At 36.7% G+C, this 24,966-nt stretch carries 15 protein-coding genes; 5 read left to right on the top strand and 10 right to left on the bottom strand.

All coding sequences use genetic code 11. The annotated features are described in order from the left end of the window. Window positions 1-2: 2 nt before the first annotated feature. Window positions 3-878, bottom strand: coding sequence for an SDR family oxidoreductase (locus tag C1631_RS12160; RefSeq protein ID WP_109713298.1), 876 nt, complete (start codon window positions 876-878; stop codon window positions 3-5). 845 nt (window positions 879-1,723) lie between these two features. Here C1631_RS12160 and C1631_RS12155 point away from each other — a divergent pair. Genes C1631_RS12155 through C1631_RS12145 form a run of 3 tightly spaced genes read left to right on the top strand, consistent with a single transcriptional unit; the run spans window position 1,724 to window position 4,223 of the window. Beyond that, on the top strand, window positions 1,724-2,323 hold the full coding sequence (locus C1631_RS12155) for a TetR/AcrR family transcriptional regulator (protein WP_109712419.1): 600 nt from the start codon (window positions 1,724-1,726) through the stop codon (window positions 2,321-2,323). Between the two features lie 59 nt (window positions 2,324-2,382). Next, window positions 2,383-3,663 carry an MFS transporter gene (locus C1631_RS12150; protein ID WP_109713296.1) on the top strand — a complete coding sequence of 427 codons (1,281 nt, stop codon included), beginning with the start codon at window positions 2,383-2,385 and terminating at the stop codon, window positions 3,661-3,663. A 5-nt stretch (window positions 3,664-3,668) separates the two neighbouring features. Next, the gene (locus C1631_RS12145; protein WP_103247599.1) at window positions 3,669-4,223 is read left to right on the top strand and encodes a cysteine hydrolase family protein; all 555 of its coding nucleotides are present in this window, start codon (window positions 3,669-3,671) and stop codon (window positions 4,221-4,223) included. A 59-nt stretch (window positions 4,224-4,282) separates the two neighbouring features. Here C1631_RS12145 and C1631_RS12140 read toward each other — a convergent pair whose 3' ends face one another. The 9 genes from C1631_RS12140 to C1631_RS12100 form a co-directional block, all read right to left on the bottom strand. After that, window positions 4,283-4,915: an MgtC/SapB family protein gene (locus C1631_RS12140; protein ID WP_109712417.1), complete on the bottom strand. Its 633-nt coding sequence runs from the start codon at window positions 4,913-4,915 to the stop codon at window positions 4,283-4,285. A 182-nt stretch (window positions 4,916-5,097) separates the two neighbouring features. Then, the gene (locus C1631_RS12135; protein ID WP_103247597.1) at window positions 5,098-5,943 is read right to left on the bottom strand and encodes an SH3 domain-containing protein; all 846 of its coding nucleotides are present in this window, start codon (window positions 5,941-5,943) and stop codon (window positions 5,098-5,100) included. Between the two features lie 17 nt (window positions 5,944-5,960). After that, window positions 5,961-6,788 (bottom strand): 50S ribosomal protein L11 methyltransferase, encoded by an 828-nt coding sequence (gene prmA, locus C1631_RS12130; RefSeq protein ID WP_109712416.1) that lies wholly within the window; start codon window positions 6,786-6,788, stop codon window positions 5,961-5,963. Window positions 6,789-7,021: 233 nt separating this feature from the next. Next, window positions 7,022-7,735, bottom strand: coding sequence for a 3-ketoacyl-ACP reductase (locus C1631_RS12125; protein WP_109712413.1), 714 nt, complete (start codon window positions 7,733-7,735; stop codon window positions 7,022-7,024). 222 nt (window positions 7,736-7,957) lie between these two features. After that, window positions 7,958-9,541 (bottom strand): calcineurin-like phosphoesterase C-terminal domain-containing protein, encoded by a 1,584-nt coding sequence (locus tag C1631_RS12120; RefSeq protein ID WP_109712412.1) that lies wholly within the window; start codon window positions 9,539-9,541, stop codon window positions 7,958-7,960. 24 nt (window positions 9,542-9,565) lie between these two features. After that, a complete protein-coding gene (locus C1631_RS12115; protein ID WP_109713294.1) occupies window positions 9,566-11,011 on the bottom strand; it encodes a SusD/RagB family nutrient-binding outer membrane lipoprotein in 1,446 nt (481 codons plus the stop codon). 10 nt (window positions 11,012-11,021) lie between these two features. Beyond that, window positions 11,022-13,994 carry a SusC/RagA family TonB-linked outer membrane protein gene (locus C1631_RS12110; protein ID WP_103248665.1) on the bottom strand — a complete coding sequence of 991 codons (2,973 nt, stop codon included), beginning with the start codon at window positions 13,992-13,994 and terminating at the stop codon, window positions 11,022-11,024. A gap of 483 nt (window positions 13,995-14,477) precedes the next feature. Then, the gene (locus C1631_RS12105; protein WP_109712410.1) at window positions 14,478-15,224 is read right to left on the bottom strand and encodes a glycerophosphodiester phosphodiesterase family protein; all 747 of its coding nucleotides are present in this window, start codon (window positions 15,222-15,224) and stop codon (window positions 14,478-14,480) included. Between the two features lie 137 nt (window positions 15,225-15,361). After that, window positions 15,362-18,460 carry a TonB-dependent receptor gene (locus C1631_RS12100; RefSeq protein ID WP_109712408.1) on the bottom strand — a complete coding sequence of 1,033 codons (3,099 nt, stop codon included), beginning with the start codon at window positions 18,458-18,460 and terminating at the stop codon, window positions 15,362-15,364. Between the two features lie 548 nt (window positions 18,461-19,008). On the opposite strand from C1631_RS12100, the gene ligA reads away from it, so the two are divergent. Further along, window positions 19,009-21,015 carry an NAD-dependent DNA ligase LigA gene (gene ligA / locus C1631_RS12095; protein WP_109712406.1) on the top strand — a complete coding sequence of 669 codons (2,007 nt, stop codon included), beginning with the start codon at window positions 19,009-19,011 and terminating at the stop codon, window positions 21,013-21,015. Between the two features lie 97 nt (window positions 21,016-21,112). Beyond that, window positions 21,113-24,865: a DUF7619 domain-containing protein gene (locus C1631_RS12090; RefSeq protein WP_109712404.1), complete on the top strand. Its 3,753-nt coding sequence runs from the start codon at window positions 21,113-21,115 to the stop codon at window positions 24,863-24,865. The last annotated feature ends 101 nt before the right edge of the window (window positions 24,866-24,966 follow it).

Genomic DNA, 24,966 nt, shown 5'->3' with positions numbered 1-24,966 from the left:
GGTTAAAAATAATTTTGTTTCATATCGTCTATAAGTCCGATATGCTCAGGTTTCCAGCCTAAGAGTTCCTTCGTTTTAAAATGGGTTGCAGGGCTGTCAAAAGCTATAAATCTACTCAGCCACTCAAAATGCTTTGCTGTTTCTTCTTCAGACAGGGATGCAACAGGTAAATTTAATTCTGAGCCAATCAGTTCAGCAATTTCTTTCATTTTAATTCCTGTGTCAGCCACACCATTGTATACTGCTCCTTTGATTCCTTTTTCAAATGCCAGACGGAATAATCTTGCTGCATCCAAACGATGAACAGCCGCCCACCGATTCAATCCATCACCAGGGTAGCCGGATAAGTTGTTGATACGAGCCTGCCCAATTATAAACGGAACAAAACCTTTGTCACCCTTATCATGAACCGACGGTGCTAAGCGGATAACTGAAGCATTTATGCCTTTTTCAGCCAATGCCAAAGCTGTAGTTTCAGAAGATCTCGGAAAACCAGGTGAAAGACTCTCCTCTGTAATATTTCCGTCAATAAGGGGTAATCCTAAAATTCCTGCTGTTACTACAATAGCTTTGTCTGTTCCCATCAGTGCCTCTCCTATTGCATTAATTGCATTTTTGTCAATTTCTGCAGCCTTTGCAAATTGAGTAAAATCATGGAAAAAACCCGCATGAATAATACCGTCTGAATCTTTGGCCCCCTGCTTTAAGACTTCCCAGTCTTCAAGATCTCCCCTTAACACTTCCGCACCTTCCTTGCGAATTACTTCTGCTGATTGTCCTGAACGTGCCAGACCTACTACCTGATGTCCTGAAGCAATTAATTCTTTAACAATCGCAGAACCAATAAAGCCTGAAGCTCCTGTTACAAATACTTTCATTTTATGATTATTTTTGTTGGTACAAAGTTCCAACGAATAAAAAAAACAGACGTAATCAAATGTCAGATTATTGTATCCAAAAAGGAAAAATTCATAAAGTGTAATAGATTTCACTGATTATATTGGGCAAAAATCTCAAGACAAAAAACAATATGATACAATATTTCAACTAATTACCAATATTCTGATATTTTTATTCTAGATAAAAATCCAAATTCGTTTGTCTAATACGAGGGTTTATAACTTGAGGCTGTCTCACAATAATTATAAAATCTGCTCTAAAAAAGGCTTATTTTTTCTATACAGATGATAATCAACAAAATAGTCGTAAAATCCAATTAAGATCAGCAACCAAAGAATTCGAGGATAATCCTGTCAAGTTCACTTTAAGACCCTCAATTTTTGGGAGTCTTTTTTTATGACCTATTCTGCCTGTCCCTATTCAAATCCTTAATAAATAAGAACGTTTTAAGATATATTACATTCCAACACTTCATTGAATAAAAACTACGTTTCACTGACGAATTTTGTCGAGTCAGAGTAAATTTCACCTGTACAGATATCCATTCCTTTTACCTTTACAAAGTAGATAAAACAGATCATTAAAAAAGTTAGTTTAATTGATTTAATGAAACATTGATTAGGCGTCAATAAAAATCTTTTTTGTGCACCTTAAATTCCTTGCAGCCATTTTTATGGCTCATCTATACACTTAATCATGTTTGGTAGGGTTGGCTTGTTCCAATCCTATTTTTGTTATCACAGAATGGGTCAAATACACACAATTTGACAAAATTTGTTTTTTTGTCAAAAATTAATTATTTTTGTACACAAATTTACCCACCATGTCGTCAGGGACTGAACAAGATCAACTTTCACAGCAAATTCTGGAGACTGCTTCAGCTCTCTATCTGAAATATGGTCTGAAGAAAGTGACAATGGATGACATTTCGAAAGCAGTCGGTAAAAGCAGAACCTCTATTTATTACTATTATAAGAATCGTGAAGAGGTTTTTCAGGCAGTCCTTGAGAACCTGATTAAAGAAGTGATCTCTGAGATTGAATCCAATATGAGGCAAGAAAAGTCTTTTGACGGAAAGATTCGTCAATTTTGCCTTTCCAAAGTGAAAACTTCAGAAGAAAGAGCTTCATTTTTCAGAGCTATAGAAGCCGGAATGGATACGGAAGAAAAATCAAAGCACATTACTGATGCCCATAACAGAATGATGGAAGCAGAAAGAAATGTTCTTCTCAAAATATTTTCATCCGGTATTGTTACTCATGAAATTCCAGTGGTTTCCGTTGAAGAACAGGAAAACATCATCTTTATTCTACAGAGCAGTATCAGAGGAATAAGGCGTGAGATGAATTTAAATAATAATTTTGACAATTTAAATAATATAGTGAATACACTAACATCAATGGTCATTAAAAACATCCGTTAAAATTTTTTATCTCAATTTTGACATTTTAACAATTTATGTCAAAAAGTTTATTCTATAATATGAACAAAATAAGCAACATCAGTACATTCAGGGCTTTCAGAAGTACAAACTATACGTTGTACTTTTTTGGCCGTTCTGTCTCTCAGTTTGGTACGTGGATGCAACGTACGGCAGTAGTATGGGTCGTATACAGCATGACTCATTCTGCGTTTATGCTTGGGCTGACCGTATTTGCAGAGCAATTTCCTTCGTTCTTATTTTCTGCATTCGGAGGAGTTGCGGCGGATCGCTACAACCGATACAAAATTGTACAGATCACCCAGATTCTTTCATTGATACAGGCTTCACTACTGGCTTTTCTGGCCATGACAGGTCATCAGAATATCTGGAGTTTTTTAATCCTCAGTGTTTTTCTGGGAGTTATCAACGCATATGATGTGCCTGCAAGGCAATCAATGATTAACGAGGTAGTGACTGACGATGAAGATTTACCCAGCGCTCTTTCCCTGAGCGCCGCCATGGCAAGTATGGCCAAACTAGCCGGCCCTGCTCTTTCCGGGATTATTCTTCAGCAATTTGGAGCCGGAACCTGCTTTCTGATCAATGCAGCCAGTTTTGCAGCGGTAATGGTTTCTATCTCTATGATGAAGATCACTATGGTTCAGACAAAATCAACCAAAAAAGGCACGTTTACAGAGTTGGCAGAAGGATTCCGATACCTCAGGAGAGAACCGTCTATTAGCTGGGTGATCATTATGCTCAGCATTACCGGGCTTTTAATCTTGCCTTATGACACTTTGATTCCTGTATATGCTAAAGAGATTTTTAAAGGGGATGCCAAAACCTTTGGTTATATTTCAAGTTTTATCGGTATAGGAGCGGTTCTCGGAACGATATTTTTAGCTTCATTAAAAAAGGGAGCCTCCATGAGAAATATACTTATCCTGAGTACTGTCATCTTAAGTATCGGACTGATCTGTTTTTCATATACCACTCATTTTTATTTATCAATGTTTTTTGCTGCTCTTACCGGTTTGGGAGGTGTCGCTCAATTCACCACGTGTAATATTATCGTACAATCTGAAGTCATCCCTGAAATGCGCTCCCGGGCGATCAGTATTTTGTTAACAGCAATATTTGGGATGTTACCGTTGGGAAGTTTGCTGATCGGATTTATTTCTGAAAAAATAGGAGCTCCAAGAACCTTATTATGGGAAGGAATTTCAGGTATTCTCATTGCCATCATCTTTAGAAAACTGGTATTCAAAAAGAAGAGATACAATCCGGTCAATGAAGAATTATTAGAAAAATCAGAAGAACAGTTTATCAATAAAATATAAATACAATGGAAACAACAAGAACAGCCTTATTGGTGATGGATATGCAATTGTCTATTCTGGGGATGCTACCTGATACAGAACAACTGATTGCGAATATTCAGGAAGTGATTAAAAATGCAAGAAAGAAAGATATCCCGGTCATTTATGTCACAGTAGGATTCAGGGCAGGAATGCCTGAAATAAGTGCCACCAATAAAGCTTTCTCAGCTATAAAACAACAGATGGCAAACGTCGATATGAAAGAGTGGATTACCATTCATCCCCTATTGTCGCCGGAAGAACAGGATATTATTGTTATCAAAAAAAGGTTCAGCGCATTTACCGGAAGTGATCTGGAAGTGATCTTAAGAAGTTTACGTATTCAACACCTTGTATTAGCCGGTGTTTCAACAAGTGGTGTTGTTCTATCGACAGTAAGGGAAGCAGCAGATAAAGATTATCAGCTAACTGTTATTGAAGATTGTTGTAAAGATGGTGATGAAGAAGTGCATCGTCTATTGATGACTAAAGTTTTCCCAAGACAATCCGATGTTATTAAAGTAAGTGACTGGATCAGCTAATTTTCCCTGACCTGTATTTTTCAGAATAAAGCCTCTACTTCTGTAAAGGCTTTTTTATTTTAAAATTTAAATTCGTCTATTGAGACATCATTAAGCAATAGTTTTGTGCAAATCTCGTGGTTTTTTGCAGCTCCCTGAACACGCCATATGACGGTGTATTTCTCACCGGACCTCATCTGTTTCCCTCTCATTGATTTCAGGTCATGTTCTTTAAAAATGTTTTCATACTTCTCCATAATACCATCTTCGTACGATAATGTCATCTGATAGGTATAGCGGGTACTGATCTTATCAATAACATCCTGAATATATTTAAACATAATCAATAATAAGAAGACCACAACAGAACCTATGGTCGCTTCCTGATAATACCCTGCACCAATGGTCATCCCCAGAGCAGCACAGATCCATATGGTAACAGCTGTGGTGAGACCGGATACTCTGTTTTCTTCCTTAAAAATGACTCCTGCTCCCACAAAACCTATTCCTGTAATGATATTGGCAGCAATACGGTCCGGACTTCCTGATCCTCCCAAATTCTGAGAAAGCATGGTAAAAATACATGCTCCCAATGTCACAAGTATCATTGTCCGTAATCCTGCCGACTTCAGTTGATATTCTCTTTCAATGCCTATGATACCACCCACCATGACAGAAAACAAAATTGGAAGTATATCATCAAGTAAATCCATTATGTACTTATTTTTTAAGTATAAATGTATTTGATTTTTTCCAACTACCCAAAATGTACTTTTCCGATGAATAAGATTTTTTGATATGGACAAAAGAGACTGAAATTTCAGGAATCTTATAAGGCTAAAAAATAAAAAAACCGTTGCACAATACAACGGTTCTATTTTTTTTAAAAAATATCTTATTTCAGTTTATAAGAACTTCCGTTCCAGAGATAGATTTTGGAAGAGTGTTTTTTCTTTTCCCTGTCTTTATCATCTTTTTCCATTTCTTCCATTTTAAATATAAAAGTGTTTGGAACTCCTCCTTTATCATTAGGGAAAACATATACTTCACTGTGATAAAAAACATCTGCGTCTCCTACATTCATCAATTGGGGAAGAGCAATCAGTTTCTTATCTTTAAAAAGAATGTATTGGTCATAACTTGCAATACCACATGCTTCACCGGAAACCAATGCTTTCAGGGTCAATTCAACATTTTGCAATTTATGATTACTTTCGATATTGAATGTTGCATAGCTTAACTCTTCTCCTCTACCTGTATTAAAGTATACCTCATCAAGCAGATTATTTCCTTCCATTACTTTTACTCCGGCAATATTCTGTTTTTCGAAACCATCAAAATCTTTACTTTTCTGAGTGGTTGTTTTCGAAAGTCCGAAAAGGAAGTCATAGCCATTCTTATTACGATACCCCACACAGAGATTTCCACCCCAGACATAGCCTTCAGAAGCTCCATCTCCTTTTTGATAGGAAACCTTGTACCAGTTGGCTTTTCTTTCTCCCAATTGTAAGACCGGAACGGTTTCCTCTTTTTTCAGGATCATTACTTGTTGATTGGTTTGTAATGAATCCAAAATCGGAGAATTGGCGTTAGGCTCTTTTCTTACTCTTGTCCAATCTGTAAAAATTTTCTGGGCTTTATTTTCTTCAAACCCAAAGATCCCGTCCGCATACACTTCATTTTCCTGTGCCGCAAAAAATTGCAGAGTCAGCAAAAGTAAAGCTGTCCATAAAGTTTTCATAGTACTATTTTGTTTTTTTATTTTTCTAATAACAGGCTTACCCACTCTTCACGCTGCAATTGCTTTTTAAGGGTAAGGTTGTTTTCTTTACATACTTCAAGAATGTCATCCACATCAAAGAAACATAATCCTGAAAGCAATAGCTTTCCTCCTGCATTCAATACGGAAACATAGGTTGGAATATCTGAAATAAGGATATTTCTATTGATATTTGCTAAAATAATATCATAGTTTTCTTCTCCTAAGCTTTCTGCTGTTCCCTGCTCTATATCAAGCTCAACACCATTTCTTACGGCATTTTCTTTTGAATTTTCCACAGACCATTCATCAATATCAATTGCTTTTGTATCTCCTGCTCCCTGCTGTTTGGCATAAATAGCCAATACAGAAGTTCCACAACCCATATCCAGTACTTTTTTACCGGTAAAGTCAATGTCCATCATTTGTTGGATCATCAGGTGTGTTGTTGGGTGGTGTCCTGTTCCGAAAGACATTTTCGGCTGGATAATAATTTCATGCATTCCTGGCACAGATTCATGGAATTCTGCCCTGATCATTACTTTATCATCAATATTGATTGGTTCAAAATTCTTTTCCCATTCTTCATTCCAGTTGATATTCGGCATTTCCTTGAAAGTGTATTCAATTTTTACCTCTTCATTTTGAAAAAGCGGTAAAGCTTTCAGCTCTTCTTCATTAAATAAATCTTTCTGAATATATCCTAAGATTCCTTCTAATTCTTCCGTGAAACTGTCGAAACCTATTTCTATAAGTTCTGCCATTAATATTTCGTTCCATGGCTGAAGCGGAGAAATTTTGAAATCAAATTCTAAATAATTTTGCATGTGAGTAATTTGTTGCAAAAATACTAATGTTATGATTGCAAAAAAAATGGAATGGGCAAGTTTTGGAATTTCTCACTGATTCCGGGGATTATTCCGTACTTCATTCCTAAGTTTCGGCTAAAGCCATTGGAATAGGCTCTAATAAGTAGAGCGGGCTAAAGCCCGCTCCTATTGAATTTTATATCTAAAAATTGTAATCAGTTTTCAATTCTCAACTCTCAATTTTCAATTCATTAAGGGTTTGTAGAGAAAATAGATCCGTTAGCAATCAATGCTCGTCTGTTCATTTTCAGAATATCTCTTACCCATTCTGCAAAGTCTTCAGGTTGTAATACTTTATCGGGATTTCCATCAGTAAGACCTCCCTGAATACTCATATCAGAAGCAATGGTACTTGGAGTTAAGGTAATTACACGGATGTTTTGCTTTCTCCATTCTGCCATCATAGACTGAGATAAAGAAACCACTGCTGCTTTTGAAGCGGCATATGCCGACATATTGGGTCCTCCTTTCAATCCTGCTGTAGAAGCTACATTGACGATATCACCTTCACCTTTTTCTTTCATGAATGGATGTACAGCTTTGGCGGCATAATATACTCCAAATAAATTGGTTTTAATCACTTGCTCCCACGTTTCAGATGGCATCTCTTCTATAGTTCCGAAGTCACCAATACCTGCATTATTAACCAGGATATCTACTCCACCAAGTGCTTTTGCCAAAGTATCAATTCCTTCTTTTACAGCTGATTCATCATCAATGCTGAATATTGCATAGGCTGAATTCACTCCCAGTTTCTTAAGCTCTTCAACAGTATTTTTAAGGTTCTCTTCGTTTCTTCCTGTAATGGCTACGTTTACTCCTTCATTAGCCAGAGCCAATGCTACAGCTTTACCCAGTCCTCTTCCTCCACCTGTTACGATGGCATTTTTTCCATTTATATTCATAGTGATAATACTTTTCGTTGTACAAAGTTACGAAAGAACATTTTTATGGAATGGAAAGAAAGGATATTTAATAGTTTTTTAATGGTTGGGAAAAGTATAAACCACATAAAAATCTATGTGGTTTAATAAAAATGGTTCGTCATTTACATCTCCAAGTAAAGAAACCGATTCGCATCGAACCGGTTTCAAAATCTAAAAAAAGTATAGTAAAAAATTAAAAGTCTAAGGAATCTGGATTGAATTCTGAACTTCGAATTCTTCTGAAGTCGTGAACTCATTTCCATACATATCTACCGCTCTGACCTCAACTTTATGTTTTCCTAAAGTCAGCTTTTTGGGAAAATCTCCTTCCCAGATATGTTTTGACATTTCAGGATTAGAAGGCCTTCTGCCTTGTAAAATTCTCTCTGTAGTATCCCATTTGAATACAGAAAGAGCAAAGTTTGGATCTATCGTTTCATCATACTCCATTTCTTCCCATTTCCCGTTGTCTATTCTGTATTCTACTTTATCTTTTTTGCTTCCTATAAAGAAGTTAGCGAGTACTTTTGCCGATGTTTTTGAAGGAAAAGGGATCACTTTGGGAACATACAGTTTGATCTGATAATCCTCCGGTTTTCCGGCAGTTCTGTATTTCACTTTATACTGGTTATCTGTAAAGCTGATGAAGGAATAGCCTTTTGCCGTCCCGTCCCTCATGGTTGAAGTCGGAAGCCCTGCATCGTCAGGTGTCCCGGAATACCAGTCACCACAGGTTGTTCCCACATTGTACTCATGAAGATCTTTTACTCCTTGCCATCCTTCTTTTTTACCGTAAAAAATCTGCTGCTGAATATGAGTATGTGCTGATAGGAGCAGTACATTCTGGAAAGGGTTCAGGAAATCAAATAATTTCTGACGGTCTGCATTTCTGAAGCTGTCTTCATTTTTATGCTCCAGCGGAATATGAAAAGAAATAACAATGAGTTTATTTTTATCTACCAGCTTCAGGTCATTTTCGATGAACTGCAGCTGATCTTCACGGAAACCTCCCCAATAGCCCTTGCCATCTCTCGGATCAGGATACAAAATATCATCCAGGATGATAAAATGTACATTCCCATAATTGAAGGAATAATTGGCAGGACCAAAGTTGGATTCAAAGGTTTCGTCGGAAAGTTTATCCTCTTTAGCATCATAATTCATGTCGTGGTTCCCCATGACGTTATACCATGGCAATCCTACTTCTTTCATTACATCTGCATACGGCTTCTGCAAACTAAGGTTATCTCCTACCAGATCACCCAGACTGATTCCTAATACTGCATTTTTCTTGGTATTTTTAACCTCATTGACAATTCCTCTTTTAAAATAATCAAGTTCCTTTTCTGTATAAGGCTGCGGATCCCCGAAAACCAGAATATCAAAATTTTTATTTTCATTCTGTTGATACAACGGAAAGTTTAATTCTGTAGGAAGCTCTCCGGTAGGTGCTACTCCTTTATATTTAAAATCTACCGGCGATCCATTTGGTTTATGATGATAATAAAATTGAGGCAGATTATTAGAATTTAAAACCGTTTGATATCCTGATGGTTTAATGACAAAAATGGTCTGATCATCCTTCAGAGGCAAGCTGTATCTTCCGTTTTTATCTGTTAAAACTACCTGAACACCATTGGAAACCGCTACACCTTCAATACCTTTCTCTCTGTTTTCCTTCTTCTGATTTTTATTACTGTCTTCGTAGACATACCCTGAAACGGATGTCTGGGAAAATGCCATTGCTGACATGAGCATACATGGCACTAAAAGTTTTATATTCATTTCTTTATTTTTTATTCGTTATAATTATTTATTCCACCACATTTTCACGTTAATATTATCTCCACCCATTTGCTGAACAGCAGCCTGATAATTCGTTGTATTTAATACTTTAGGGTTTGGAGGATACATTAATCTTTGAGGAAGATCACCATTATTCAACAGGCCACCATTGTTCGGAAGAACCGGAAAACCTGTTCTTCGCTTTTCAAACCATTGCTGTTGATCTACGAAGAAAAGAGCAATGTATTTCTGAAGCATGATTTTTTTAATATCAGACTCATAAGCTACCTTAGGATTATCAAAGTAATTGGCAGGCACTGTCACCCCCCATTGTTCAATAGATGCTTTCACTCCGTTTTCATAGAATGTCTTTGCACTTCCGGTAATAATTCCATTAAGCGCTAATTCTGCCAAAGTAAACTGAAGTTCAGCATAAGGATATACAAAAATCTTCAGAGGTGCTTTTGCCAGGTTTTGGTTTAGATTGGATGGCTGATAATTAAAAACACTTCCAAAAGGATATCCTGAGGGTGCTCCTACATATCCTATATTTGCGTTATTAAGATCTTTTGCCTGAGTAAAAAACAGAGGGATACGCGGGTCATTATTCGCTTTTAAAGCTTGTAAAAAGAAATCAGATGCGGCCCTTCCTGTGGTAAAATCCTGTGGTCTGGCAATAGGAGGCATTAATGGTGAAACTCCTGAAATATCCAGTTTGGCTGCATCCGCATTACTTTGGAAAATAGGATATACAGTTGGATTGTTGGCAATTTCCTGAATTCTTTCTTTTACGTTAACTTCTCCATCTCTGCTTAAAATTCTTGTCAGAAGTCTTAAAGAAAGAGAATTACAGAATTTTTTCCAATTGACAATTCCATTGACGTCGGTATCCGCTTTATAAAACAAATCTCCACCAACCAGAGTTTTATTGGTAACAAAAAGAGTATTGGCTGCTTTCAAATCATCTAACAGACTTACGTAAATATCTTTTTGTTTATCAAATTTCGGTTGCAGAATACCATTATCCAATTGTGATGCCTGAGAAAACGGAATATCTCCGTATGTATCGGTAAGATTAGAATAAATCCAGGCATTTAAAACCATTGAAATCGCCTGATAATTTTTATCCCCTTCGGAAATTGCTGCTTTTTTAAGATCATCAACCTGTTTCAACCATCTGTAGGAATTATTCCAGAATCCGGCTCCGGTATTTTCTGTGATATAATAACGGCTCAGAGAGTTTCCTTCGTTGGGAAAATCCAAAGAAACCTGCATGATATCGAAAGTAAAGTCATTGGCTCTGTTGTACCCTACCGAAGCCATGTTATATTGAATCGGAACTAATAAGGAACTGGCCACCGGCTCATTAATTCTACTTGTATCTTTATTGATTTCTTCAAGACTCCTGTCACACGATACAGTGCTACTTACAAGAGCAAGAAATGAACAAATATAGATTAGCTTTTTCATTTTTCTGATTTTAAAATTTAACATTTAACTGTATTCCCACTGTTCTGGCCGTAGGTAATTGCCCTATTTCCACACCGGGAGTAATGGTAGAATCATCAAGGGTAGCCGCTTCGGGATCAAATAATGGAAACCTGGTCCACATCCAAAGATTTCTTCCGAATAAAGCCAATGTGATGTCAGTCATTTTTAAGGATTCAGTCACTGATTTTGGGAAAGAATAAGAGATTCTGGCATCTCTCAGCTTAATGAAAGAAGTGTCAAATGAATTGGTTTCTACATTGGCTCTTCTGTAATAATCTCCATAGTAGGTAGCAACAGGAATTCCTTTTGTATTTGGAGAGAAAGTTCCGTCAGCATTCTGCACCACCCCTTGTCCTACAATCAAACCTCCTGGATTATCTCTCCCTACAAGAGTATGAGTAAGTTTCCCCTGTTCAGACATTTTATGATGCGATTGTGAATAGGCCATTCCTTTGTACTGACCATCAAATGAGAAACTTACTGTAAAGTTTTTATATTTAAATTCATTCTGAAGTCCTGCTCTCCATTTTGGATATGCATTTCCGATCTTTTTCATTTCTGTCGGTTTTGCTGTTAATCCATCTGCTCCGTAGATCACCTGCCCATCCGGAGAATACATCAACCCATATCCGTACATATCTCCAAGGGAACCGCCTACTACCGCATTATAGTAAACAACTCCACCAACACTTGCCATCGTATAGGGCTGTCCCTGGAATTCATCCGGAAGAGAAAGAATTTTATTTCTATTCATAGACCAGTTGGCATTAACATTCCATGAGAAGTCTTTATTCTTGATCGGATAAGCATTCAATACCAATTCAATTCCCTGGTTTCTTAATTCTCCTGAGTTGATAATTCTTTTGTTGTAGCCTGTTTCATATAAAACAGGAATGACAATGGACTGATTTTTTGAGTTGATCTGATACGCTGTAAAGTTGAAGGTTAATCTATTTTTTAAAATGGTAAAATCCATCCCTCCTTCAATATTGGTAATCATCTCCGGTTTAAGGTTGGGGTTCGGATATAATAACGGAGATTCTACTGATCCTGAGAATGTACTATTTTCATAATATTTATCCAGCATATAATTGTAGGTATCATTTCCTACCTTGGACCACGATAACCTCAGTTTCCAGAAATTGAACTGATCTGATTTCAGCTTAAAGATATCGGACAAAACAAACGATGATGACACAGAAGGGTAAAAATAAGATCTGTTGTGACGTGGCAAAGTACTGCTCCAGTCATTTCTGGCTGTTACATCCAGGAAAACCATATCCTTATAACTGAAGTTAGCCAGTGCATAGGCACTGTTCACCTGATTGTCATTGGGCTTCGGAAGTCTGTTGTCTAAAGATGTTGCATTCGAAAGCTGATACAATCCGGCTTTATTAAGTCCAATAGCTCTGTAATCACTCATGGTAGATTCATAGTATCTTATACTTCCTCCGGCGGAAGCTGTAACCCCAAAATCTCCGAATTTATTTTTATAGGTCAATAAAATATCATTATTTAGATCCATATACCTGATGTACTGTTCCCTGTAATATCCTTTCAGGTAATTAGCAGAACTCCATGGTCTTCTTTGGGTACGCATTTCGTTGCTCCATTCCATTCCGGATTTGAAAGCGACATCCAGGTTTTTTGCAAACTGGTAGCTGACATTAATATTTCCGGTAAGGATTTTTTTATTGGTTGCATTCAGGTTTTCATAAGCAATCAGGTAAGGGTTATCGATATAGGAACTGAAAGGATGTACCTGATCTACCTGTTCCTGGCCTTTTCTCCAGATAGGTTTATACCAATCAAGGCTCACATTCGGATTCTGGAAGATCATGAAATATGAAATCGACTGGTTATTATATCCTGTTGCAGGCAGATTATCACTTGTTGTCTGACTAAAATTAACTTTAGTCCCAATTTTTACTTTGTTGCTCAGTTTATGGTCTAAAGATATTGCCCCATTGAATCTGTCAAAGCCCGTATTCGGCATCATCCACTCATTTTTCAAATAAGAAACAGAGGTTCTGAATGCTGTAGTTTCATTAGAATGAGCTATTGATATACTGTTTGAATAGGTAGCTCCTGTTTGCCAGAAGTCTTTGATATTATTTTTATAAGGTTTCCAAAGTTGTCTTTCTTTACTTTGCCCTTCTACGGTAGGATCATACTGGAAATAGTACTGACCGTCAAACTTCGGTCCGAAAGCGCTACTGGTAGAGCCTGTATTTATCCCATCAGGTGAGGCTCCGTAGGAATAATAATAATTTCCGTTTTTATCTTTCTGCTGAGTTCCCTGCCCATATTCATATTGATAATCCGGCCACTTTAATACCGTATCATAGCTTGAGTAAGAGTTTAAAGTCACCTGAATTTTCCCTTTTCTGGTTTTCCCTGACTTTGTCGTGATCATGATAGCTCCCCTGGAACCTCTGGAACCATATAATGCAGATGCAGAAGGCCCTTTAAGGATAGAGACTGATTCAATATCATCAGGATTAATACTATTGAAACTATCTCCATAATCAATCGGTAAATCTCCTCCAGAACCTGCTCCATAGGCACTTGTTCCGGTTCCGGTTCTTTTATCACTCAAAGGAACGCCGTCCACAACAATAAGTGCACCATTATTTCCCATATTCATCGAAATATCACCACGAAGCGTAATACGGCTTGTTCCCAGAGGTCCTGCTCCGGCAGTCTGAATTTTTAAGCCTGCTACTTTACCTTCCAGAGATTGTGCCCAGTTATTGTTCTGAGTTTGTAAAATTTCATCTGAATTGATGGTCTGGGTTGAATATCCCAAAGACTTGTCATGCCTTTTGATTCCCAAAGCAGTTACCACTACTTCGTCAAGTCCTTTAATAGTGTCTTTTTTAGCTTTCTGTTGAGCTGCCAGGTTGACGCTGATTAATCCTAACAACGACAAAACCAGTAGCTTTTGTGTCTCTTTATGCATATCCTTTTTGTTTGCGCAAAATTAAAACGACATTATGAGTACGATTTTAACACGGTTTTAACATTTTTTAAATGTTTATTGAATGATTTGTTAATTTTTCCTTAACAAGATCAGACACAACACTGATTGATAGCCATTTAAGGAATTAAGGAGTTTTAATACCATTTTCAGGGCTTATTTATGTATCTTTATTGTCTTCTCTTGGGATAATACCACAATAAAAACACAAATTCCTGAAATACAATGATTTAAACCCAGTTTATCATTACAAAAACATCTATCATCAAAAGAAAATACTGTTGTAGAAGCATATTTAGATAAAAAAAAGCAATCTGCTCCTTATAGAAGCAGATTGCGGATGTTACTTATATTTTTTGGGGAGATTAACCACCCCGTCAAATCTTTGATTTGACACCCCTCCGGAGGCGGGGAATGTCTAGTCTTTTGAATGAGATATTTGTGATAATCCAGGCAAGATTTGGGTTATTTGTTTTTCAGCTGATCCGGAATATTGGTTGTGATAAATCCAATTCCCTGTTTTTTTAACTCATCATATACTGCAACATCATTTACCGTCCAGGAGTTGGTAATCAGTCCTAATGTTTTAGCATCAGCAATCCATGTTGGATTTTTCTGAAAAACACTGTAATGATAATCCATTCCGTCTAATCCTTCTTTTTTGATCTGTTCAGGAGATAACTCTCCGTTCAGATACTGAACTTTAGAAGCTGGGGCTATTTTTTTGATTTCTTTACAGATATTTAAACTAAAAGAAATAAACTCAGTCTGAGACTCCAGTTTCATATCTTTAATGGTTTTGATTGTTTTCTGAGTGAGCTCATTTTCCAGTTCAGGAGTTTTTGCCGGTTTTATTTCAACAATCAGCTTCAGGGAAGCGTCTTTCTTTCCTTGTTTTAAATAATCCTTTAATGTTGGAAATTTCTCGCCATTTGATAATTTCTGAGCTTCTAATTCTTTGAAAGATGTTTCGGAAATTTCCATTTTACCGTGATGTTCATCATGGTTGATTACCAGTATTCCGTCTTTAGTCATTCTCACATCAAACTCAGATCCGTAAATTTTAAGTTTCTGAGCATTTTCTAAAGATTTAAGTGAGTTTTCTGTTGTCGGAGGCTGAGCCTGGAAATATCCTCTATGGGCAATAATCTGGGTTTGTGCTTTCATTAATCCTGTACTTAAAACTGCTAACCCTAAGATAAAATTTTTCATAATATAATTTAGATAATTAAAAAAAGTCCGAAAACTTATTGATAAAGGTAGGTATTATAACGATAGCCATTAAGACTTATTATAAAAAATACCCCACAAAAAGGAAGATTCCTGCTTTTGTAGGGCATTGTAATTGGTTAAAAACTGTATTTTGCTCCAATTTGGATCTGGTAAGGATTCCCTGTAAGAGGGACTAAACCATTACCACTGATATTTTTATCATATTCAAACTGTTTGGTTGCCTGATTAAATCCCTTTATTCTATACAAAGCAGTGTTTCCATAGGATTCGTTAACGCCCCAGTTTTTGTTCAACAGGTTGGCTACGTTGAATATATCTACAGAAAGTTCAAATGCACCGATTTTATCAAACTTAATCTTTTTTGCAATTCTCACATCCCACACTCCAAAAAAGCCGTTTTTACCTCCGTTACGTTCTGCTATTTTACCATTGTATTCGTTTACGTAATCTTTCAACGCTTTTCCTACTTGCGGATCATCCAAAATAGATTGTGCAATATTCGGGAAGATATACGCCAGGTCGTTGGAATCTACGAAATCTCCGTTGACATTTCCCCCTGAAGTCATTGAGAAACGGGTTCCTCCTATCCCTGAATATCTTATTCCCAGTGTAAATCCTGCGATCGTAGGTGAGTTACCGTAGATTACTACTTTATTACGGAACTGATTGTCAGAATAGGTCATTCTTAAATCTCTCGGATCACTCTGAATCATGGTAGACAGTGTGGCTGAATTGGCTACGTTCCCATTGTAAGAAGTATTATCTTTAATATCGGACCATGTATAACTTGCCGTGATTTCCCCGTCTTTCCAGTAACGGTAGCTCGTGTCAATCACAAAGGAGAACTGATTTACTTTACCGTCACTTACAAGCTCCAGTACTCTCCCGAAATTGTTATTGATTCTTCCTTTTTTCCAGTCTACTTTACCATCACTTGTTATCGATTCAGCCGGAACAAATACTCCCCTGTCTCCCTCATTTCCTAGAGTGAAATTTGGATTAGCCTTCATATTTCTGTCATAGTAATAGTAATTGTTTCTTCCCAGTGCCATATACGCTGCAATTCCTGCTCTGAATCTTTCATTGAAGAAGTGGGTGTAGGAAATATTCGCTTTGTAAACGATTGGTATTTTAGCATCTTCACCTGTGTAGTTAATGGTTGGAATCTGTTTATCAGCCAATGTAGGAACTGTGCTGTAATTATTTCTATAGCTATTGAAGTCCGGAACAGGAACATCATTGCCCGTCACATCTACTGTTGCAAGGTGTTTTCCGTCAAATACCAGGTTATTGATGATCATATAATTATTGATATCAGACGAGAATATTCCGGCTCCAAACTTTAAGAAATCTTTATTCTCTTCGTTAATATTCCAATCAAACTGGAATCTGGGCTGGATCACGAATGACTTGATTTTGTTATCCGTTCTGATTCCCATTTCGTCATACAGCTTTTGGTTAAATTCTGCCTTTGGATAACCGCCATAATCCAATCTTAAGCCGGCCATTACATCAAGACCTTTTGCAATTTTTGTCTGAAATTGTCCGTAAACACCGATATTCCAGATATTGGATCTCACGGAAGGATCATCAACTAAAGGGACTTCCCTGTAGAATCTGTAAGGTTTAAGGTTTTCAAAATTGTAAAGATTGCTTGGGTTATTTTTGCCATCTTCCCTGAAGTAAAATCTTCCGTTCACTTCACTTCCGTAGACCGATTTTGAAGTGGTATACATCAGATCTGCTCCGAAGGTATATTTTACTTTATCGGTGTTGTAGTACAAGTTATCTACGATCTGGAATACATTGTTTCTAAAGCTTTCCTGCGCAAAACGGTGACCTCCGATCTGGATATTGGTAGATCCTACGCCCGGAGACAGGATATTTTCTACAACAGCTCTCGGTACAGGCCCGCCGAGCTCATCATTCTGATAACTGTTCTGGAATGTGTACAGATACTGGGCTTTCAACTCATTGGTCAGATTAGGCTTAAGGTTTGACCTCAACGTCAGTAATAAACTGTTGTCAAGATTCTTATCATTTCCGTAAGACTCAAAGAAGTTGATGCTGGTATTATCACCCAATCCGTTTTTGTTAAGATCGTGGGTGAAGTTATTTCTTAATGTTAATAAATGCTTTTCATTGATCTGCCAGTCTAAACGTAAAAAAGCAGCATCAGAATTTCTTACCTTATCAAAGCTTCCGAACTGAGGCGTATTTCCTACTCCATATTTTGACCTGGCCACATCCAGAAATTTATTAAGGGTCTGAGTGGTGGTATTCAATCTTAGTTCATCTTCTTTTGATCCGATATCTGCAATCAGCAATGGTCTTGAATCAAGCTGATGATCCCATGCTACGAAAAAGTGCAATTTATTTTTGATGATAGGCCCTCCCAATGAAAATCCAAACTGAGAGGTTGAGAAATCATTTTGTCTTTTGGTTCCTTTAATATCATACGGGCTGGACAGCCAGTTTGTTCTTAAATACTCCCATGCGCTTCCGGAAAATTTATTGGTTCCGGATTTGGTAACGGCACTTACCGTTCCTCCTCCACTTCTTCCCAGCGTTACATCATATTGGTTGGTCGTAATTTTAAATTCACGAACGGCTTCAATAGAAATTGAGAACGGAGCTCCACTTCGGCTGGTCGTAGCCCCTGCTGAGGTAGGATTTTTTGCGGTCATCCCATCAATCGTAAAGTTGGTTGAAGAGCCAAGCTGCCCCGAAAGGTTTCCTCCCTTACCGCTTAAAGGGGACAATTCAGTTAGATTCGTAAAGTTTCTTCCGTTTACCGGAAGCATACTGATGTTTTTTGCAGAAATGGCTGTAGCAGCTCCAAGGTTTCCGATTTTATTTTTCAGGTTTCCTGTGATCTTTACTTCTTCAATATGCTTTTCTCCACCAAGATCCATGTTTACTGTAACCTGGTCTCCGAAGTTCACACTGTAGCCTTCTTTTTTGTCGTCGTTCACAATCACGGTATAAGGGCCACCAAGAGGAATTTCTTTAAAGATATATTCTCCTTTTGAATTGGTTTCCGTTTCCGTTCTGAACCCTGTGGATTCGTTTACGATGGTCACTTTCACTTTTTCCTGAGCGGTACTACCCAGTCCGGTTACTTTCCCTACAATAGAAGCCTGCGTGGTCTGTGCATACGCCATCGTTCCAAGCCCTAAAAACAATAATCCCAGTACAATCTTTACTTTTCTCATTTACACAAATTAGATGTGCAAAGGTATTTTGACTTTAAAAGGTAGGTGTTTAAGGGAATTTTAACATTTTTTTAATTAAACTGAAACGATATGTTAAATTATTATAAACACATTTTATATCCGTTGTATAACCAGCCTGTTGACGTATGTTACATGTTTTTAACTTTCCCATACGGTTTAAATTTTTTATTTTTTAAGTTGAATTATTTTAAACGCTATGTTCGCTAAGTAACATGTACTTATAATAATTTATACGTTCGCAAAGGTGTTGACACTCAGCAAGGGCGTGAATGTAAAATTTTAATACAACAAGAAAATTATTTAAATGCTAAGTTTGCTAAGATCAAGTTTATTTATAATGATCTATACGTTCGCAAGGGCGTTAACACTCAGCTGAGAAAAGATGCTATATTATACTTAATACAATTGTCTTGTAAACAAAAATATTCCGGAAGCCTAAAAATCCTTTGTGCATTTTTAGTGTTTTAGCATTTTCATGTCGGATTCACATTTACTTTATTTATTTTTGCTCAAAAGATACAAAAGCAATGTCTGAAAACATTCAACAAAGAATAGAAGAGCTCCGTAAAGAGCTTCATCAACATAACGAAAATTATTATCTTCTGGATACTCCTTCCATATCTGATTATGACTTTGATATGCTATTGGAGGAGCTTCGTGATCTGGAAGCCAAACATCCGGAATTTTATGATGAAAACTCTCCTACGGTACGCGTAGGTGGAGGAATTACGAAGGTTTTCCCGACTATCCAACATAAATTCAGGATGTATTCTCTGGATAATTCCTATGATTTTGACGATCTTGAAGATTGGGAGAAAAGAATCATTAAAACCATCAACGATCCTGTAGAATTTGTGGCCGAACTGAAATATGACGGAGCTTCCATTTCTATACTTTATGAAAACGGAAAGCTTACGCAGGCGGTGACTCGTGGAGATGGTTTCCAGGGAGATGAAATTACCCCTAATGTTCGTACGATTTCGGATATTCCTTTGACTTTGAAAGGTGATTTCCCTTCTCAATTCTTTATGCGTGGTGAGATCTATCTGACGAGAAAAAACTTTGACAAACTTAATAAACTTCGTGAGGAAGAAGGTCTTGATCCGTTTATGAATCCAAGAAATACGGCAAGTGGAAGTTTAAAAATGCAGGATAGTGGCGAGGTAAGAAAGCGTGGATTATCTTCTGTATTGTACCAGTTTATTTCGGATGAAGTGCCTGCCGAAACTCATTGGGAACTGCTTCAGAAAGCTCAAAGCTGGGGTTTCAAGACTTCTCAGCAGGCCAAATTATGCACCACCCTGGATGAGGTGAAAGAATTTATTACATTCTGGGACACCGAACGTCATAACCTTCCTTTTGAAATTGATGGTATTGTTTTAAAAGTTAATTCTTTACAACAGCAAAGACAGCTTGGATATACTGCCAAATCTCCACGTTGGGCAATGGCCTATAAGTTTAAAGCTGAAAAAGTAGAAACAGAATTGCAAAGTGTTTCTTATCAGGTGGGAAGAACGGGAGCAATTACTCCCGTAGCTAACCTGAAGCCTGTTTTACTGGCGGGAACCATTGTAAAAAGAGCTTCTCTTCATAATGAGGATATCATTAAAAAACTGGATCTGCATGAACATGATTTTGTGTATGTAGAAAAAGGAGGTGAAATTATTCCGAAAATTGTAGGAGTAAACACTGATAAAAGAACGGACGAAAGCAAGGAAATAGAATACATCAAACATTGTCCTGAATGCGGAACAGAACTTGTAAAGATTGAAGATCAGGCCATCCATTTTTGTCCGAATGAGCTTCATTGCCCGCCACAGGTAGTGGGAAGAATGATTCATTATGTTTCTAGAAAGGCTTTGAATATTGAAAACCTGGGAAGTGAAACGATTGAACAATTATACAGAGAACGATTAATTGAAAACCCGGCTGATTTCTATGTTTTAACGAAAGAACAACTTCTTCCGCTGGAAAGAATGGCAGAGAAATCTGCTCAGAATATCATCTCGGGAATTGAAAAATCAAAAGATATTCCGTTTGAAAAGGTGCTGTATGGAATCGGAATCAAGCATGTAGGGGAAACGGTTGCCAAAAAACTGGTGAAAAACTTCCCTACCATTGACGAATTAAAGAATGCCACCGTTGAAGAACTTTGCCAGGTAGAAGATATCGGGGTTAAAATAGCGATAAGTATTGCTGATTTCTTTAATAATCAGGAAAACATTTTAATGATCGAAAGACTGAAATCTTACGGAGTTCAACTTGAGAAAGGAGAAAGTACCAATGAAGTTTTATCCAATGTTCTGGACGGGAAAACGTTCCTTTTCACCGGAAAATTATCTCTGTTCACAAGAGAATCTGCAGAGGAAATGGTGGAAAAACACGGAGGAAAAAATATTTCTGCCGTTTCCAAAAACCTCAACTATCTGGTGGTAGGTGAAAAAGCAGGAAGCAAACTGAAAAAAGCTCAGGACATCGGGACTATTGAAATTCTGGATGAGCAGCAGTTTCTTGATTTGATTGAGAAACAATAAAATATTTTAAATAATTATTACATAAACCATTAAGATAATGTCTTAATGGTTTATTTTTGCACATTATTAAAACTAAAAAAATTAAATAAACTATTCCATGAAAAAACTCTACTTAGTCATTGTGATGACTTTGTTTTCTATTGTTCAGGCACAAAACATCTCATTCACTGATCAAAATTTCAAAAATAAATTACTTAGTTCAGGTCCGGGAAATCAAATTGCAAAAAACCTGGCAGGTAACTTTTTTGCTGCAGATGCCAACCAGGATAATGAAATCAGCGTAAGTGAGGCTGCTCAAATCAGCTACCTGGATATCAGTAACAGCAGTATTTCCAATCTGAACAACATAGGATCTTTTACGAATCTGATCACTTTAAAATGCCAGGGAAATTCTTTAAGTTCAGCATTGAATTTAGCCGGTATAGCCAGCCTACAGAGACTAGAATGTCAGAACAATCAGCTTACCTCAGTTACGATCTCTAATCCTGTTTATGTAAATACGGCTAATAACAATTTATCTGCTATTTATTTCCCCGGTAATACGGATAATTTAGCCTATGTAGATATCAGAAACAATCATATTGCAGGATTCACGACTTTAGAATACCCCGCTCTGACAGATTTTTATGCAGACGGTAATCCCATTACCACATTAAAGATCTATAAGACTGCAACAACAGACTTCGTTCTTCGCCCTATCACACAGTTACAGGAACTTTACTTCTATAGTAGTTTTAATGGTATCGACTATACTCCAACCTCTTTTACCATAGATAATTTTCCCAATCTTAAAACCATATCGGGATATGGAATAAAGCCTGCTAATGGTTTAAACCTAAGCAATCTTCCTGCTCTAACTTATGCAAGTGTGACAGGAGTCAGTAAAATATCTGTCAAAAATATCAATCCTGCTATCATTCCATCGGGTTTAAACTTGCTTGTTGATGAATTCCATGAAAATGGTACTTCAAACAGCAGTACTATAGACCGCACGTCTGTGCGGGCTAAAAAATATTACTTTGAGAATTTAACAAGTGTCGGTAACCTATCTTATAAAATAGATACTGAAGCTACTGAGGTTCATTTTAATAATCTTCCTGTTTTAGACACTTTAGCTTTAAGTACCTATCACCCAATGGATGGATGCTTAGATTTTGATTTCAGCACAATTGGTTCATTGAAAAAATTAAAAATTGATGATATCAGTTACAGCTCGATCAATCTGGCCAATCTGAATCTACTGAAAATACTACAGATCAATGCTGTTAGTTGTGATCCCGCTACTTCTGTTGTCAACATATCGGGACTTCCACAGCTAGAATACATTTACATTAAAGACAGATTTCTTAAAACAATCAATATCAATTCATTAAACACATTAAAAGATCTCAAACTTTATGGAACAGAATACTCATCCATCACCATGGGAGCTCTTCCATATTTACAGGATTTTTTACTGGACACTACAGATAAATTGCCAACAAATCCGGTTAATCTTTTAGCATTTAATGATTTTCCCAATTTGCAGAATATTACACTTATGCATCCTGTAGTAAGTGCTCTTAGTTTTAATAATCTACCCAACTTAAAAACCTTTATAACCGGAGATATCCATGATCTGACAACCAGTGAAGTACCAGCAGCCTATAATTTTTCAAATCTGCCATCCCTTGAAAATCTTGTATTGAATAACGCCAATGTTTTCCCACTTACGCTAAACAATTTACCTGGCTTAAAAAAGATCACAATTAAAAGAACTTTGTTTGCAGAATCTTATACATTTCAGAATCTTCCGTTGCTTGAAGATGTAAACATAGAATATCCTCAATCTGGTTATTCTTACTTAAAAAACTTGGCTTTTAATAATCTTCCACACATTAAAAATATTACGCTAAAGGATTTCTTCTATCTGAATACCTTAGACCTTGGGAATATCAATACCACATTGGAAAATCTTTCTTTACAACATGCGGTTTACCTGTATGGCACACTGAATGCGCTTAGCTTTAATAATTTCCCTCAATTAAAAACATTACATCTTCAAAATAATTTAAAGACTCTTCAATTATCTGATCTTCCTCAGCTTAACACCTTACATGTAAGCGGTAACAAATTTACTAACCTTGCAATCGCTAATCTTCCTGCTTTGGAGAGCTTCACCTCCAATTCTAACCTTCTAAGTACTGCTTATAACATCACTTTTTCAAATGTACCTGCCCTAAAAATGGTAGATGTAAGTAATAATGGTTATAATTTGAGAAAAATTGATTTATCTGAAGCTCCACAATTAGAAAAGTTATATTTTAAATCAAGCACTTATAATACTCCCGCCACTCTTGATTATATTAATTTAAAGAATGGAAATCCCAATATGCTGGTTATGGATACGGGATCTTTTAAAAATATTTGTGTAGATGATGATAATGAAAGGACTCAACTACAGAGTTTACAGCCTAATCTTGCCAATACTGTTTTCACATCTTACTGTACATTAACTCCGGCAGGAAGCAATTATAAAGTAGAAGGAAAAGCAAATTTCGATAGTAATAATAATGGTTGTGATGTATCTGACCCCAAATTCGCCAACCTAAAATTTGGAATTAATACAGGAGGAGTTTTAAGTACTTTTACAGCCAATCAAAATGGATTATTTTCTATTCCTTTACTGACTGGAACTCATACCATTACACCCATCCTTGAAAATCCGGCCTATTTCAATGTCTCTCCAACTAACTTAACCGTTAATTTTCCCACACAAACAAGTCCTGTAGCTCAAGACTTCTGTATTTCTGCTAATGGAACTCATAATGATCTTGAACTCATGCTCATTCCTGTAACGGATGCTGCTCCCGGATTTGATGCACAGTATAAAATTGTTTACAAAAACAAAGGAACGGCTTCACAATCCGGAAATATTGCATTTAATTTCAATAATAATCTAATGCTTTATAAGAGTGCTACAATCCCCCCTTCCTCACAATCAACCGGAGCTGTAAACTGGAATTTCACGAACCTTCTTCCGTTTGAAACCAAAGAAATTACAGTCACTGTTAAATTAAATACGCCAACACAAACTCCACCTTTAAACGGTGGTGATATTTTACATTATGCGGCACAAATCATCGGAGCAACGGATGAAACGCCTGCAGATAATAATTTTGCGCTCAACCAAACGGTAGTTAATTCTTTTGATCCTAATGATAAAACCTGCCTTGAAGGGACTTCCATCGCGCAAACTCAGGTTGGAGACTATGTTCATTATCTGATCCGGTTTGAAAATACAGGAACAGCCAATGCAAAAAATATCGTTGTAAAGGATGAATTTGATATTTCTAAATTTGACATTTCTTCTTTAATCCCATTAAACGGTAGTCACAATTTTGTAACAAGAGTAACAAATCCGAATGTTGTTGAATTCATCTTTGAGAATATCCAGTTACCTTTTAATGACGCGAATAATGATGGATATGTCTCATTTAAGATCAAAACAAAATCTACTTTAACGGGCGGTGATAGTTTCAGCAATACTGCGAAAATCTACTTTGATTATAATGCACCTATTATTACAAATACATACACCACAACAGTTGAAAGTACATTAGGCATTTCTGAAATTAAAAATAATAAAACAGAAATCAGCATTTATCCTAATCCTGTAAAAGATCTATTATACATCAGATCTGACAAAGAAATCATCAAAACCGAAATATTTGATGTTTCCGGAAGAATCTTAAGCTCCGTTGTTGTTAAGAATAAATCTCTGGACGTAAACGATTTGCCGAAAGGACAATACATAATTAAAATATTTACAAAGGATAGTATTTCGAATTTGAAATTTTTCAAGCAATAAATAGTATTCCTATCAAAGCAAACAGAGCCGTGAGTTTTCACGGCTTTTTTGTATTCCTGATTTCCGATGATAGTTATATTGACTAGTACTCCATCGCAAAC

It is taken from the genome of Chryseobacterium phosphatilyticum (genome assembly GCF_002899825.2).
GTDB classification, from domain to species: Bacteria; Bacteroidota; Bacteroidia; order Flavobacteriales; family Weeksellaceae; genus Chryseobacterium; species Chryseobacterium phosphatilyticum.
Note: the sequence above shows the minus strand (reverse complement) of the source record. Positions and strands in the feature narration are given on the sequence as shown.

Coding starts and splice junctions, on each gene's coding strand:
- C1631_RS12160 (WP_109713298.1), bottom strand. CDS start 878: ATGAAAGTATTTGTAACAGGAGCTTCAGGCTTTATTGGTTCTGCGATT.
- C1631_RS12155 (WP_109712419.1), top strand. CDS start 1,724: ATGTCGTCAGGGACTGAACAAGATCAACTTTCACAGCAAATTCTGGAG.
- C1631_RS12150 (WP_109713296.1), top strand. CDS start 2,383: ATGAACAAAATAAGCAACATCAGTACATTCAGGGCTTTCAGAAGTACA.
- C1631_RS12145 (WP_103247599.1), top strand. CDS start 3,669: ATGGAAACAACAAGAACAGCCTTATTGGTGATGGATATGCAATTGTCT.
- C1631_RS12140 (WP_109712417.1), bottom strand. CDS start 4,915: ATGGATTTACTTGATGATATACTTCCAATTTTGTTTTCTGTCATGGTG.
- C1631_RS12135 (WP_103247597.1), bottom strand. CDS start 5,943: ATGAAAACTTTATGGACAGCTTTACTTTTGCTGACTCTGCAATTTTTT.
- prmA (WP_109712416.1), bottom strand. CDS start 6,788: ATGCAAAATTATTTAGAATTTGATTTCAAAATTTCTCCGCTTCAGCCA.
- C1631_RS12125 (WP_109712413.1), bottom strand. CDS start 7,735: ATGAATATAAATGGAAAAAATGCCATCGTAACAGGTGGAGGAAGAGGA.
- C1631_RS12120 (WP_109712412.1), bottom strand. CDS start 9,541: ATGAATATAAAACTTTTAGTGCCATGTATGCTCATGTCAGCAATGGCA.
- C1631_RS12115 (WP_109713294.1), bottom strand. CDS start 11,011: ATGAAAAAGCTAATCTATATTTGTTCATTTCTTGCTCTTGTAAGTAGC.
- C1631_RS12110 (WP_103248665.1), bottom strand. CDS start 13,994: ATGCATAAAGAGACACAAAAGCTACTGGTTTTGTCGTTGTTAGGATTA.
- C1631_RS12105 (WP_109712410.1), bottom strand. CDS start 15,224: ATGAAAAATTTTATCTTAGGGTTAGCAGTTTTAAGTACAGGATTAATG.
- C1631_RS12100 (WP_109712408.1), bottom strand. CDS start 18,460: ATGAGAAAAGTAAAGATTGTACTGGGATTATTGTTTTTAGGGCTTGGA.
- ligA (WP_109712406.1), top strand. CDS start 19,009: ATGTCTGAAAACATTCAACAAAGAATAGAAGAGCTCCGTAAAGAGCTT.
- C1631_RS12090 (WP_109712404.1), top strand. CDS start 21,113: ATGAAAAAACTCTACTTAGTCATTGTGATGACTTTGTTTTCTATTGTT.